Origin of the sequence: Peribacillus alkalitolerans (assembly GCF_010882125.1) — a bacterium.
GTDB classification, from domain to species: Bacteria; Bacillota; Bacilli; order Bacillales; family DSM-1321; genus Bacillus_BN; species Bacillus_BN alkalitolerans.
On record NZ_JAAGVZ010000009.1, the window covers coordinates 135,630 to 149,938 of the forward strand.

12 protein-coding genes are annotated in these 14,309 nt (G+C 38.8%); all 12 read left to right on the top strand.

The window, feature by feature from the left end; translation table 11 throughout:
- The first annotated feature begins 48 nt into the window (after positions 1 to 48).
- A complete protein-coding gene (gene gpr, locus G3O09_RS12795) occupies positions 49 to 1,167 on the top strand; it encodes a GPR endopeptidase (protein WP_163101884.1) in 1,119 nt (372 codons plus the stop codon).
- Positions 1,168 to 1,358: 191 nt separating this feature from the next.
- Positions 1,359 to 2,564 (top strand): stage II sporulation protein P, encoded by a 1,206-nt coding sequence (spoIIP, locus tag G3O09_RS12800; protein WP_163101885.1) that lies wholly within the window; start codon positions 1,359 to 1,361, stop codon positions 2,562 to 2,564.
- Positions 2,565 to 2,588: 24 nt separating this feature from the next.
- Positions 2,589 to 2,918 (top strand): YqxA family protein, encoded by a 330-nt coding sequence (locus tag G3O09_RS12805; RefSeq protein ID WP_163101886.1) that lies wholly within the window; start codon positions 2,589 to 2,591, stop codon positions 2,916 to 2,918.
- 152 nt (positions 2,919 to 3,070) lie between these two features.
- The gene (gene lepA, locus G3O09_RS12810) at positions 3,071 to 4,906 is read left to right on the top strand and encodes a translation elongation factor 4 (RefSeq protein WP_163101887.1); all 1,836 of its coding nucleotides are present in this window, start codon (positions 3,071 to 3,073) and stop codon (positions 4,904 to 4,906) included.
- Positions 4,907 to 4,979: 73 nt separating this feature from the next.
- A complete protein-coding gene (gene hemW, locus G3O09_RS12815; RefSeq protein ID WP_163101888.1) occupies positions 4,980 to 6,122 on the top strand; it encodes a radical SAM family heme chaperone HemW in 1,143 nt (380 codons plus the stop codon).
- 150 nt (positions 6,123 to 6,272) lie between these two features.
- Positions 6,273 to 7,301 carry a heat-inducible transcriptional repressor HrcA gene (gene hrcA / locus G3O09_RS12820; RefSeq protein WP_163101889.1) on the top strand — a complete coding sequence of 343 codons (1,029 nt, stop codon included), beginning with the start codon at positions 6,273 to 6,275 and terminating at the stop codon, positions 7,299 to 7,301.
- 137 nt (positions 7,302 to 7,438) lie between these two features.
- Positions 7,439 to 8,005, top strand: coding sequence for a nucleotide exchange factor GrpE (grpE, locus tag G3O09_RS12825; protein ID WP_163101890.1), 567 nt, complete (start codon positions 7,439 to 7,441; stop codon positions 8,003 to 8,005).
- A 33-nt stretch (positions 8,006 to 8,038) separates the two neighbouring features.
- Positions 8,039 to 9,871, top strand: coding sequence for a molecular chaperone DnaK (gene dnaK, locus G3O09_RS12830; RefSeq protein WP_163101891.1), 1,833 nt, complete (start codon positions 8,039 to 8,041; stop codon positions 9,869 to 9,871).
- 129 nt (positions 9,872 to 10,000) lie between these two features.
- Positions 10,001 to 11,122 (top strand): molecular chaperone DnaJ, encoded by a 1,122-nt coding sequence (dnaJ, locus tag G3O09_RS12835; protein WP_163101892.1) that lies wholly within the window; start codon positions 10,001 to 10,003, stop codon positions 11,120 to 11,122.
- Positions 11,123 to 11,148: 26 nt separating this feature from the next.
- Positions 11,149 to 12,090, top strand: a complete 942-nt coding sequence (gene prmA, locus G3O09_RS12840; RefSeq protein ID WP_163101893.1) for a 50S ribosomal protein L11 methyltransferase — start codon at positions 11,149 to 11,151, stop codon at positions 12,088 to 12,090.
- 112 nt (positions 12,091 to 12,202) lie between these two features.
- Positions 12,203 to 12,955 (top strand): 16S rRNA (uracil(1498)-N(3))-methyltransferase, encoded by a 753-nt coding sequence (locus tag G3O09_RS12845; RefSeq protein ID WP_163101894.1) that lies wholly within the window; start codon positions 12,203 to 12,205, stop codon positions 12,953 to 12,955.
- Between the two features lie 4 nt (positions 12,956 to 12,959).
- The gene (gene mtaB / locus G3O09_RS12850; RefSeq protein ID WP_163101895.1) at positions 12,960 to 14,303 is read left to right on the top strand and encodes a tRNA (N(6)-L-threonylcarbamoyladenosine(37)-C(2))-methylthiotransferase MtaB; all 1,344 of its coding nucleotides are present in this window, start codon (positions 12,960 to 12,962) and stop codon (positions 14,301 to 14,303) included.
- The last annotated feature ends 6 nt before the right edge of the window (positions 14,304 to 14,309 follow it).

Consider the following 14,309-nt stretch of genomic DNA (forward strand, 5'->3'; position numbering starts at 1 on the left):
ATCAATGATTGGAAAAAATAATCCTATATATGTTGGGAGGCTATCGAATTGAATAATAACCTGGATTTATCTAAATACTCGATCCGAACTGACTTAGCTTTAGAAGCCAATGAAATGGCCATTGCTGAAAGAGGAGTCACAAGTACAGAAAACCTTTCAAAAATTGAAGGGGTCATTATTAAGGAAAAAGATGTAGATGATATAAAGGTTTCATTAGTGGAGATTACTGAAGAAGGGGAAAAGGCGATTGGGAAAAAGAAAGGAAGTTACATAACAATAGAAGTGCAAGGGATTCGTGACCAGAATACGGATATTCAACAAAGGGTTGAAAAAGTATTTGCCGAGGAGTTCTCTTATTTTTTGCAAAAGCTTAACCTGACAAAGGATAGCAGTTGTTTAGTGGTTGGATTAGGAAATTGGAATGTAACTCCTGATGCTTTAGGACCTTCTGTCATAGAAAACTTGTTGATTACTCGGCATATGTTTGAATTAGAGCCTACACAAGTGGAAGAAGGGTTTCGTCCAGTTAGCGGAATCTCACCTGGTGTCATGGGGCTTACGGGAATTGAAACAAGCGATATCATTCATGGCGTTATCGAAAAAACCAAGCCGGAGTTTGTAATAGCCATCGATGCATTGGCTGCAAGATCTTTACAACGTGTCAATTCAACGATTCAGATATCTGATACGGGTATCCACCCTGGCTCAGGTGTAGGTAACAAAAGAAAAGAGTTAAGTAAGGAAACTTTAGGCATACCGGTCATTGCAATTGGTGTTCCTACCGTTGTGGACGCTGTTTCTATTACGAGCGATACAATAGATTTCATCCTAAAGCATTTCGGAAAGGAAATGAAAGAAGGAAATCGTCCTTCTAGGTCCCTTGCACCTGCTGGATTCAATTTTGGGAAAAAGAAAAAGCTAACAGATGAAGATTTACCGGAAGAAGAACATCGTAAAACATTCCTTGGTATGATTGGGACTTTACCCGATGAAGAAAAGAGAAAATTGATATACGAAGTATTATCACCGATTGGCCATAACTTAATGGTCACTCCGAAAGAAGTGGATGTATTCATTGAGGATACGGCAAACCTTATTGCCAATGGTTTGAATGCAGCGTTACATGAAGCAGTAAATCAAGATAATACAGGATTCTACACTAGATAAGAGAGGTGGCGAAAACCGCCTTCTCTCTTTTTTTGTGCAGAATTTCTTTTTGAAAATGGTAATACTAGATATGTTCTTTTTATAGTATTCAAGAAGTTCTATCTATTTCAAAACAAGATACAAAATTTTCGTTCTATCTACTCTAGTAAATACATAAGCATTTAATAGACAAGCTTGGAAAGGGTGATAGTATGAGACGTAATTTAGACGTAGAACGATTTACAATTATCCAAGGAAATACCATAGTTAAAGGATTCTTTTCCGTTGTCATTTTGATGTTGTTTATATTCTCAGTCAGTGGGATTTTAACTTCTATGAAACCAGAATTAAGATTTTCTTCTCAATCAGTCAATGAAGCGACTAGTATATTTTCCGGTGAAATGCTTTATTCTCTCCTTGCACAAGAAAATCAATATTTTAAACAGGCCATTCCAGCCAAGAAAAAAGTGTCAATCCAAAAAGAAATGTTAAAGTATAGTGCCAATATTTCATTAGACGATCCGAGGAGCCTGCTTGGTAGGGAACTTCCTGGATTCTCCATTTTTGATAGTGATATCTTACTTGCTGGTATGGGAACAAACTATACGAATATGCCATATGAATCTGCTCCTCCACTTGCGGTTTTAACAGCTGAAAGAGATGCTGCTTTACAGAATCTTGAGGAGCTCGCTGAGACTATCAAGGATAATCCGAACCCTACACCTCCTGCAACTACTAACGGGAAAAAAGTGGTTTACGTTTACCATACTCATAATAGAGAATCATTTCTACCTTACTTAAAGGGCGTCACGAATCCAAATAAGGCACAACATTCACAAATTAATATTACTAAGATAGGGGAAAAGATGACCAAAGAGCTCCAAGAAAAAGGAATCGGTACAGTTGTTGATACTACAGATGTGATGGGAAGCTTAACTAAAAAAGGCTTAACCTACCCTAAGGCGTACCAAGAATCAAGAGGGGTCGTTCAACAAGCAATGGCTTCAAACAAAGATTTAACTTATTTAATAGACATTCATCGTGATTCTAAAAGAAAGAAACACACTACAGTGAACATCAAAGGGAAGAACTATGCAAAACTTGCTTTTATCATTGGCGGTAATAATGCGCAGTATAAAAAGAATTACGCTGTTGTTGAAAAGCTACACCATCTAATGGAAAAGAAATATCCAGGATTATCAAGGGGTGTCATTAAACAACAGGGAGCAAATTTCAACGGAAAGTACAATCAAGATCTTTCAGGAAATGCCATGCTTATAGAATTTGGCGGAGTTGACAATACTTTTGAAGAGCTCTATGCATCGGTTGAAGCTTTCACCACTGTTTTCAGTGAATATTACTGGGCTGAAAATGATGCAGAACCGGTCAATGCTTCGGCTGAGTCAGAAAAAAAATAAACGGCATTCTAGAGAGGTGTTACCTTGATCAAATTTATGTTGAAAAGCATGCTTGTTGTATTGATATTGTTTTTTGGAGTCCTGTTCGGTATGCAAAAAGCCAACGAAGGCATGAAAAATATGAAGGGTTACGATGATCCTGCTCTCTATAGTGCTTTTACAGTTGATGAGGGGAAAAAGGGCGTTGAAGCTTCGGTGTTAGGACAAAAAGTGACAAGCCATGATCTTGAAACAAAGAAAAAACAATTGGAAGACATGGAAGCGTTCAATTTGTTCTCTTCAATTGGAAAAAAGTTGTCTAATGGTATAAGCGAGATTGTCCAATCTATAGTTGGTTTATTATCAGGTTCATAATTTTTCTAAGCAGCCAATAGGCTGTTTTTTTTTGTTTTGCTTTCGCTTTTCTACGCCTTCCTCTTTTCTTACAATCATACATTGAATGTTGTAACCTGTATTGATATAATCAATGCTAGTGTATTTGTGTCGAATTACAGGAGTGAAAATAGATGAATTTAGAAGATAAATTAAAAAGACAGAAAAATATCCGCAATTTCTCCATCATTGCACATATCGACCATGGTAAATCAACGTTGGCCGATCGTATCCTGGAGAAAACAAATGCGTTAGCTCAACGTGAAATGAAAGCCCAGTTGCTAGATTCAATGGATCTTGAGAGAGAACGTGGTATTACCATTAAGCTAAATGCTGTCCAATTGAAATATAAAGCAAAGGATGGAGAGGAATACACTTTCCATTTAATCGATACCCCAGGTCATGTAGACTTCACTTATGAAGTCTCTAGAAGTTTGGCTGCTTGTGAAGGAGCTGTCCTAGTCGTAGATGCTGCTCAGGGAATAGAAGCCCAGACATTAGCAAATGTGTATCTTGCATTGGATAATGATTTGGAAATTCTTCCAGTCATTAACAAGATTGATCTTCCAAGTGCGGATCCTGAGAGAGTAAGAAATGAAATCGAAGAAGTGATTGGATTAGATGCTTCTGAAGCGGTTTTGGCTTCCGCAAAGGCTGGTATCGGAATAGAAGAAATTCTTGAGCAAGTGGTGAAGCAAGTGCCACCTCCACAAGGAGACCCTGAAGCTCCATTAAAAGCTTTGATCTTTGATTCCCTCTATGATGCTTACAGAGGTGTTATCTCATTCATCCGTGTTGTTGAAGGGTCAGTGAAGGTAGGAGACAAAGTAAAAATGATGGCAACTGGTAAGGAATTTGAAGTAACCGAAGTTGGTGTATTTACACCAAAAGCAGTGCTTCAAGATGAACTTACAGTGGGAGATGTAGGTTATTTAGCCGCATCGATCAGAAACGTTGGGGATACTCAGGTTGGTGATACAATTACCAACGCGAAGAATGGTGCTACTGAGGCACTTCCAGGTTACCGTAAGTTGAACCCTATGGTATATTGTGGACTTTATCCAATCGATTCTGCTCGTTTCATTGACTTACGTGAGGCACTTGAAAAGTTGCAGTTAAATGACTCTGCATTACAATTCGAGCCAGAAACTTCACAAGCACTAGGGTTTGGTTTCCGCTGTGGTTTCTTAGGATTGCTTCATATGGAAATCATCCAAGAACGTATTGAGCGTGAATTCAAGATTGACCTGATCACTACGGCACCAAGCGTTATCTACCATGTGAAACAAACGGATGGAACTGAAATTCGGGTAGATAATCCTTCTGATATGCCTGATGCCCAAAAAATTGAATCGGTTGAAGAACCTTATGTAAAAGCAACCATGATGGCTCCTAATGATTATGTGGGTGCTATTATGGAACTTTGTCAGGAGAAGCGTGGAATTTTCATCGACATGCAATATATGGATGAGACCCGTGTTAATATTGTTTATGAAATTCCGTTATCTGAGATAGTTTATGATTTCTTCGACCAATTAAAATCAAGTACAAAAGGCTATGCTTCTTTCGATTATGAATTAATTGGATACAAAGCCTCTAAGCTTGTGAAAATGGATATCCTTTTGAATGCTGAAAAGGTCGATGCGCTAAGCTTTATTGTTCATAGAGACTTTGCTTACGAAAGAGGAAAAGTCATCGTTGAAAAATTGAAAGAACTAATTCCTAGACAACAATTCGAAGTGCCAATCCAAGCTGCCATTGGCCAAAAAATCGTTGCACGTTCAACCATTAAAGCAATGCGTAAAAACGTATTGGCAAAATGTTACGGTGGAGATATCTCCCGTAAGCGTAAATTGCTTGAAAAGCAAAAAGAGGGTAAAAAACGCATGAAGCAAGTAGGTTCTGTAGAAGTTCCTCAAGAAGCTTTCATGGCAGTATTAAAAATGGACGACACTACACCGAAAAAATAACGATGCATGGAGGCTAGAGGGGACTTAATATCCGCTAGCCTCTTTTGTTTCAAATGGAAAGAAGGAATGCAAAATGACAAAAAGCGCCTATATCCATATACCTTTCTGTCAGCATATTTGCCATTATTGTGATTTTAATAAAATGTTTGTTAAGGGCCAACCAGTAGATGAATATTTAGACGCCCTTAAAATGGAAATGAAACTAGCCTTAGAAAAATATCCTACAAAGAAGCTTACCACCATTTTTGTAGGTGGTGGTACCCCTACTGCACTTGATGAAGCACAGCTTGAAAAGCTTTGTCTCTCAATAAAAGAAATACTTCCTTATGACGAGCATGACATTGAATATACTTTTGAGGCAAATCCAGGGGACCTTTCGGATGAGAAGCTACAGGTTTTATTCAAGTTAGGCGTAAATCGTCTTAGTTTTGGAGTCCAAAGCTTTAATGAGGAGCTACTAAAGAAAATTGGTAGGACCCATAAGCCTAAGGATATTTATGAGTCTATAGAAAAAGCTCAAAAAGCAGGTTTTACTAACATCTCGATTGATCTTATTTATGGACTTCCAGGCCAAACTTTAAATGATTTTAAGGAAACGCTAAATGAGGCATTGGCTCTTGGACTACCTCATTATTCTGGCTATTCGTTGATCGTGGAACCAAAAACCGTATTTTACAACCTCCAGCAAAAGGGTAAACTATCGTTGCCTCCTCAAGAAACTGAGGCAGCTATGTATGAACTGCTTATGGAACAGATGGATAAACGGGGTTTAAGACAATATGAAATCAGTAATTTTGCGAATCCAGGATTTGAGAGTAAGCATAATCTTACTTACTGGAACAATGACCAATATTTTGGTTTCGGAGCCGGTGCACACGGTTATATTGAAAATACAAGGGTTGCAAATTACGGTCCATTAAAAAAATACATGGAACCAATTCATCAAGGAAAACTTCCGTTTATTGATGTCCACGAAGTAACAATCGTTGAAAAAATGGAAGAAGAAATGTTTTTAGGCTTGCGTAAAACCGAAGGGGTGTCCATGGAAGAATTTTGTCGTAAATTCGACAAATCTCCAATTGATTTGTTTAAAAACCAAATTAACGAATTGTGTGCGAAACAGTTGATAAAAGTGGATGGGGATTCCATTTGCCTTACCCATCAAGGGAAATTGCTTGGGAATGAAGTATTTCAAGCATTTATCGGGGTATTATGATCCATATAGAGAAGGAAGTTCCTCTTTGAAAAATTGACATTGAATTTGAATTTTTACTAAGCTAAACCGTTGACAGCGTAAGTGCCATCTGATAATTTATTAATAGATTTAGCACTCAGTACATAAGAGTGCTAACAGGGGTGATCATTCATGTTAACTGATCGTCAGTTATTAATTTTACAAGTTATCATCGATGATTTTATTCAATCAGCTCAACCGGTTGGATCTCGTAGTTTGTCGAAAAAAGAGGAAATTACCTTTAGTTCGGCAACTATTAGGAATGATATGTCTGATTTAGAAGATTTAGGGTTTATTGAAAAAACCCACACTTCTTCTGGACGAGTACCATCCGAAAAAGGGTATCGCTATTATGTAGATCATTTGCTAGCCCCAGAGAAGCTTAAAACTGATGAAGTTGTGATGTTGAAATCAATTTTCGAGGAACGCATTTATGAACTAGAAAAAGTAGTCCAGCGTTCAGCCAAAATATTGTCCGAAATGACCAATTATACAGCCATTGCCCTTGGACCAAAGATGCTGGACCATAAGCTTAAGCGTATTCAGATCATCCCAATTAATCAGGAGACCGCGGTTGCAATTATTGTTACAGATACGGGCCACGTGGAAAATAAAATGATTAATTTGCCTCCAGGATTCAATATGATGGAGATTGAGAAAATGGTCAATATTTTGAATGAGAGGCTTGCTGGTGTCCCGTTGATTGAGCTTCGTGACAAGATCTATAAAGAAGTAGCGATTTTGTTGCGTCAGCATATAAGCAACTATGATTCGATCATCAATACAATAGCAGACTCGATTGTTATTCCAACGGGGGAAAAGCTGTTTTTTGGTGGTAAAACAAATATGCTTAGCCAACCAGAATTCCATGACATTGAGAAGGTACGTACGTTGCTATCTCTTATTGAACACGAGAAAGAAATGTACCACCTAATTAAAGAAAATCCGCTTGGGATTCATGTCAAGATTGGCAAAGAAATCAAAGACCCCGCCATGGTAAATTGCAGTTTAATAACTGCCTCCTATTCCATGGGGAATGAACAGGTTGGGACGATAGCCATCCTCGGACCTACTCGTATGGAGTATTCTAGAGTAATCAGCTTATTAAAATTATTCTCAGACGATATTTCCAAGCTGATGACAAACCTGTATCAAAAATAAACTCCATGGAAATAGTGAGTATGGACTGCTTATGTGAATGCAATGCAAGCTATACCTAATTGAAACGGATGGCTTGCATTTGTTAATAGAATTTTAATATGTACTTTTAAGTGCAGAATTTCAGGGAGGTGAGATTGATGTCAGAAGAAAAAAAGAATGAAACGTTAAACGAAGAATTAGTTCAAGATCATGATACTGTTGAACCTGTATTCGCTGAAGAAAGCCAAGAGGCTACTGAAGAAGGTACTAGTGTACAGAATGTACTAGCTGAATTAGAAGCGAAGGCCAGTGAATGGGAAAATAGATATCTTCGTCTACAAGCCGATTTTGAAAATTCAAGACGCCGTTCTAAGTTAGACCTTGAAGCGGCACAAAAATATAGAGTTCAGAATCTTGCATCAGACCTATTGCAATCTCTAGATAATTTTGAACGTGCATTGAAAGTTCCAGCTGAGCACGAAGAAACTAAGTCTTTAATGCAAGGTATGGATATGGTGTATAAAGGATTCATGGAAGCTTTGAAGCGTGAAGGTGTTGAAGCTATGGATTCGGTCGGGCAACCTTTCGATCCGCATTTACACCAAGCTGTTATGCAAGTCCAAGATGAAAATTTTGAATCCAATGTAGTCGTAGAAGAGTTTCAAAAAGGCTATATTCTCAAGGATCGTGTGTTACGCCCTGCAATGGTCAAAGTGAACGAATAGACTACATAATATATTTTAGGAGGTTACTATAACATGAGTAAAATTATTGGTATTGACTTAGGTACTACTAACTCCTGCATTTCCGTTTTAGAAGGTGGGGAGCCAAAGGTAATTCCAAATCCAGAAGGCAATCGTACGACTCCTTCTGTTGTAGCGTTTAAAAATGGTGAAAGACAAGTTGGGGAAGTGGCAAAGCGTCAATCAATCACAAACCCGAACACTATTATGTCAATCAAGCGCCATATGGGCACTAATTATAAAGTAGAAGCAGAAGGTAAGGAATATTCTCCACAAGAGGTTTCTGCTATCATCCTTCAAAACTTAAAAGCTTATGCCGAAGAATACTTAGGTGAAAAAGTAACCAAAGCTGTCATCACTGTTCCTGCATATTTCAATGACGCTGAACGCCAAGCGACTAAAGATGCAGGTCAAATCGCAGGATTAGAAGTTGAGCGTATCATCAACGAACCAACTGCTGCAGCATTAGCATATGGTCTAGATAAGACTGATGAAGACCAAACGATCCTTGTTTTTGACCTTGGTGGCGGAACGTTTGACGTTTCTATCCTTGAACTTGGCGATGGTGTCTTTGAAGTAAAAGCAACTTCTGGGGACAATCGTCTTGGTGGAGATGACTTTGACCAAGTAATCATCGATTATTTAGTAGAACAATTTAAAAAAGAGAACGGCATTGATCTTTCTAAAGACAAAATGGCGCTTCAACGTTTAAAAGATGCTGCTGAGAAAGCGAAAAAAGACCTTTCTGGTGTAACATCAACTCAAATTTCACTACCATTCATCACTGCTGGTGAAGCTGGACCGTTGCATTTAGACCTTTCTTTATCACGTGCTAAGTTTGAAGAATTGTCTGCAGGTTTAGTTGAGCGTACGATGGGACCTACTCGTCAAGCTCTTAGAGATGCAGGATTAAATCCGTCAGAAATCGACAAAGTCATTCTTGTAGGTGGATCAACTCGTATCCCGGCTGTTCAAGAGGCTATTAAAAAGGAAACCGGCAAAGAACCACATAAAGGAGTAAACCCAGATGAGGTTGTAGCGATGGGTGCTGCAATTCAAGGTGGTGTCTTGACTGGTGATGTTAAGGATGTTGTATTACTTGATGTAACACCTCTGTCACTTGGTATTGAAACAATGGGAGCTGTATTTACAAAGTTAATCGATCGTAATACAACAATCCCTACAAGTAAGTCTCAAGTGTTCTCAACAGCTGCTGACAACCAAACAGCGGTAGATATCCATGTTCTTCAGGGAGAGCGCCCAATGGCTGGCGATAACAAAACGCTTGGACGTTTCCAATTATCTGATATTCCTCCAGCACCTAGAGGGATCCCTCAAATCGAAGTAACATTTGATATTGATAAAAATGGTATCGTAAACGTTCGTGCAAAAGACCTTGGCACAAACAAAGAGCAAACCATTACAATTAAGTCTTCTTCTGGACTATCTGATGATGAGATCCAACGTATGGTTCGCGAAGCGGAAGATAATGCTGAAGCTGACAAACAACGTAAAGAAGAAGTTGAACTACGCAACGAAGCGGATCAATTAGTGTTTGCTTCAGAAAAGACACTAAAAGACCTAGAAGGAAAAGTGGATGAAGCTGAAGTGGCAAAAGCTACAGAGGCTAAAGATGCTTTGAAAGCTGCGATCGAAAAGAACGACTTAAATGATATTCGTGAAAAGAAAGATGCACTTTCAGAAATCGTCCAAAACTTGACAGTGAAGCTTTATGAAGAGGCTGCAAAAGCACAACAACAAGCAGGAGCAGAAGGTCAACCTGCAGGTGCAAAAGACGATAACGTAGTTGATGCTGAATATACCGAAGTAAACGATAAAGACAAGTAAGGAACCTAATTTCAATGCTGAAAAAGTCAAAGTCATACTATTAGGCTTTGGCTTTTTCCATGTTGCGACATGCGATATTAGAGTGGTAGAATAATCTTTATGTGAAAGAACTCGGGAGATGGATAACTTATGAGTAAACGTGACTTTTATGACGTTCTTGGAGTTTCAAAGGGCGCATCAAAAGACGAAATAAAAAAAGCATATCGAAAGCTTTCAAAAAAATACCATCCAGACATCAACAAAGAAGCGGATGCGGCGGATAAATTTAAAGAACTTACAGAAGCCTATGAATCATTAAGTGATGATCAAAAGCGTGCTCATTATGATCAATTCGGTCACACTGATCCAAATCAAGGCTTTGGTGGTGGATCTGACTTTGGTGGATTCGGTGGTTTCGAAGATATTTTCAGTACTTTCTTTGGTGGTGGCGGTGGTCGTCGCCGTGACCCGAATGCCCCACGCCAAGGAGCAGATTTGCAATATACAATGACATTGTCCTTTGAGGATGCTGCTTTCGGAAAAGAAACAGATATCGAAATCCCTAAGGAAGAAAACTGTGATACATGTAAAGGAACTGGAGCTAAACCAGGTACACATCCTGAAACCTGTAAACATTGTAGTGGTAGTGGACAGGTTAGTGTTGAACAAAACACTCCTTTTGGACGCATCGTGAACAGAAGAGCATGTCATGTATGTCAAGGAAAAGGTAAAACCATTCCGAATAAGTGTACGACATGTGGTGGAGCAGGAAAGATTAAGACACGTAAGAAAATCAATGTTAAAATTCCTGCAGGTATTGATGATGGTCAACAGCTACGTGTGTCAGGACAAGGTGAACCTGGTATAAATGGTGGCCCTCCTGGTGACTTATATGTCGTATTCCACGTAAGGTCCCATGAATTTTTTGAGCGCGATGGAGACGATGTATACTGTGAAATCCCACTTACATTTGCACAGGCAGCTCTAGGGGATGAAATTGAAGTCCCTACCCTGCATGGAAACGTGAAACTAAAAATTCCAGCAGGTACACAAACTGGGACTCGATTCCGATTAAAAGGAAAAGGTATCCAAAATGTACGAGGTTACGGTCAAGGTGACCAGCATATTGTAACGAAGATTGTCACTCCAACTAAACTGACCGAAAAGCAGAAGCAATTATTGCGTGAAGTCGCAGAAATAAGTGGACAGCACCATGATGAACAGGCAGATAGTTTTTTTGCGAAAATGAAACGGGCATTTAAAGGCGAATAGGTGAAGAACAGATAGGAGCGGTTAATATGAAATGGTCAGAAATTGCGATCCACACAACAAATGAAGCGGTTGAACCTATATCGAATATCCTTCATGAAGCTGGGGCTAGCGGCGTTGTAATTGAAGATCCTGCTGAATTGGTGAAGGAAAGACAAGACCAATTTGGGGAAATTTATCAGCTCAACCCAAATGATTATCCAACTGAAGGAGTTATCGTCAAAGCATATTTGCCTGTGACGAGTTTTCTAGGTGAAACAGTAGAAGAAATCAAAGAGGCAATTAATAATTTGATCATTTATGATATTGACCTTGGCTTGAATTCTGTCACTATTTCGGAAGTGAATGAGGAAGAATGGGCAACTGCATGGAAGAAGTATTATCACCCAGTTAAAATCTCTGAAAAGTTCACCATTGTGCCTACATGGGAAGAATATGAACCGGTTCATAGTGATGAGTTGATTATCGAATTAGATCCAGGAATGGCATTTGGCACTGGTACTCATCCAACGACAGTAATGTGCATCCAAGCTCTAGAGAAAACAGTCAATGCAGGAGACACCGTTGTCGATGTAGGAACTGGTTCAGGTGTGTTAAGTATTGCAGCTGCTTTATTGAAATCAAAAAGTGTTACTGCATTAGATTTAGATGAAGTTGCGGTCAAATCTGCAAAGCTAAATGTGAAGTTGAACAAAGTTCAAGATGTAGTATCTGTTTCTCAAGGAAATCTATTGGATGGAGTCAAGGAAAAAGTGGATGTGGTGGTTGCAAACATCTTAGCGGAAGTCATCGTCCGTTTTACAGATGATGCAGCAAACATCTTAAAGCCAGAAGGATACTTTATTACTTCAGGAATCATCCAGCAAAAGAAACAGGATGTAAAAGATGCGCTATTAGCATCCGGATTTGAGATTGTAGAAACCTTGGCAATGGAAGATTGGATTGCTTTCATTGCGAAGAAAAAAGGTTAATGAAAAAGAGCGCAGGCCACTCATAAGTTGTTTGGGTTTGCGCTTTTTTTTCCTTCCTGTATAATATCACCATGATTAAACACGTGGACTTTTCTTAGGAGCGGGTGCAGTAGTGCAAAGATATTTTATTGAGGAATTTGATCCAAATAGTGGGCAAATAAATATTTCTGGTGAAGATGTCAAACACATTAGTAAAGTTATGCGCATGTCTCCAGGAGACATGATTCTATGTACTTTAACCACTGGAAAAACATGTAGAGTGGAGATACAAGAAATTACCAATGAACAAGTAATATGTAACGTTATAGAATGGATAGATGAAACGAATGAACTACCGATAAAGGTCGTTATTGCGAGCGGTTTGCCTAAAGGGGATAAGCTTGAGTACATTGTCCAAAAAGGGACTGAGCTTGGAGCCAGTGGGTTTGTCCCTTTTATTGCTGATCGTTCAATAGTCAAATGGGATGATAAGAAGTCACAAAAAAAACTTGAACGCTTGCAAAAGATTGCAAAGGAAGCAGCTGAACAGTCCCATCGCTCTTTTTTACCAATCATTTATGATTCTAAAAAATTGAAGGACTTACTAGCTTTTTCTACAGAATTTACACATAAAGTTGTTGCATTCGAGGAGCAGGCAAAACAAGGAGAGGTTTCAGCACTCGCCAAAGTTTTAAAATCCGCCAAAAGCGGAGATAGTCTGCTATTTGTATTTGGACCAGAGGGAGGATTATCCTCTTCCGAAATAGATGAATTAGAAAACAATGGTTTTATTTCTTGTGGATTAGGACCTAGGATTATGCGTACAGAAACAGCTCCGTTATACGCATTGGCTGCTGTTTCGTATCAATTTGAACTTTTGGGGTGATTATATGGCAACTGTTGCTTTCCATACATTAGGATGTAAAGTAAACCATTATGAAACGGAAGCCATTTGGCAATTATTTAAAGCTGATGGCTATGATCGTGTTGATTTTGAAGGTAGCTCAGATGTTTATGTCATCAACACGTGTACGGTTACGAATACAGGCGATAAAAAAAGTCGTCAAGTTATTCGTCGTGCGATCCGAAAAAATCCAGACGCTGTTATTTGTGTAACTGGATGCTATGCTCAGACTTCTCCAGCAGAAATTATGGCGATTCCCGGAGTAGATATAGTAGTAGGTACTCAAGACAGAAATAAACTTCTGGGATATATTGAGGAGTTCCGCAAAGATCGCCAACCAATTAATGGCGTAGGAAACATCATGAAAACAAGAGTATATGAAGAGTTAGATGTCCCTGCTTTTACGGATCGAACAAGAGCTTCGCTTAAAATCCAAGAGGGCTGTAACAACTTCTGTACTTTCTGTATCATTCCTTGGGCTAGAGGTTTAATGAGATCTCGTGATCCTAAAGAAGTGATTAGACAAGCACAGCAATTAGTGGAAGCTGGTTATAAAGAAATCGTTCTTACTGGTATCCATACAGGTGGATACGGTGAAGATATGAAGGATTATAATCTGGCTATGCTTTTAAGAGATCTGGAAGAACAGGTGGATGGTTTAAAACGAATCCGTATTTCTTCTATTGAAGCAAGTCAAATTACTGACGAAGTAATTGATGTATTGCGCAATTCTAAGAAAGTTGTAAGGCATCTTCACATTCCGTTACAATCTGGCTCTAATACAGTCCTTAAAAGAATGAGACGCAAATACACAATGGAGTTTTTCGGAGAGAGATTAAACCGTCTAAAAGAGGCTCTACCTGGTCTGGCGGTAACTTCAGATGTAATTGTAGGATTCCCTGGAGAAACAGAAGAAGAATTCATGGAGACTTATAGTTTTATTGAGAAACATCAATTTTCTGAGCTTCATGTCTTCCCATATTCTAAGCGTACTGGAACTCCTGCAGCACGCATGGATGACCAAGTGGATGAAGAAATCAAGAATAATCGCGTTCACAGATTGATTGCACTTTCCGATCAACTTGCAAAAGAATATGCTTCCAAATTCGAAGGTGAAGTATTGGAGGTCATTCCAGAAGAACGCTTTAATGATGGAGAACAGAACGATCTTTATGTTGGATATACAGACAACTACTTAAAAGTTGTATTCCCTGCTACTGAAGAAATGGTTGGGGAAATTGTAATGGTGAAAATTGCAAAGGCAGGCTACCCTTACAACGAAGGTCAATTTGTCAAAGTTGTAAAAGAAGAAATTGTTTTTGCCGTATAAAATATA

Excerpts from the sequence above, each read along its gene's own strand:
- spoIIP (WP_163101885.1), top strand. The coding sequence starts at position 1,359 with ATGAGACGTAATTTAGACGTAGAACGATTTACAATTATCCAAGGAAAT.
- lepA (WP_163101887.1), top strand. The coding sequence starts at position 3,071 with ATGAATTTAGAAGATAAATTAAAAAGACAGAAAAATATCCGCAATTTC.
- hemW (WP_163101888.1), top strand. The coding sequence starts at position 4,980 with ATGACAAAAAGCGCCTATATCCATATACCTTTCTGTCAGCATATTTGC.
- hrcA (WP_163101889.1), top strand. The coding sequence starts at position 6,273 with ATGTTAACTGATCGTCAGTTATTAATTTTACAAGTTATCATCGATGAT.
- grpE (WP_163101890.1), top strand. The coding sequence starts at position 7,439 with ATGTCAGAAGAAAAAAAGAATGAAACGTTAAACGAAGAATTAGTTCAA.
- dnaK (WP_163101891.1), top strand. The coding sequence starts at position 8,039 with ATGAGTAAAATTATTGGTATTGACTTAGGTACTACTAACTCCTGCATT.
- dnaJ (WP_163101892.1), top strand. The coding sequence starts at position 10,001 with ATGAGTAAACGTGACTTTTATGACGTTCTTGGAGTTTCAAAGGGCGCA.
- prmA (WP_163101893.1), top strand. The coding sequence starts at position 11,149 with ATGAAATGGTCAGAAATTGCGATCCACACAACAAATGAAGCGGTTGAA.
- mtaB (WP_163101895.1), top strand. The coding sequence starts at position 12,960 with ATGGCAACTGTTGCTTTCCATACATTAGGATGTAAAGTAAACCATTAT.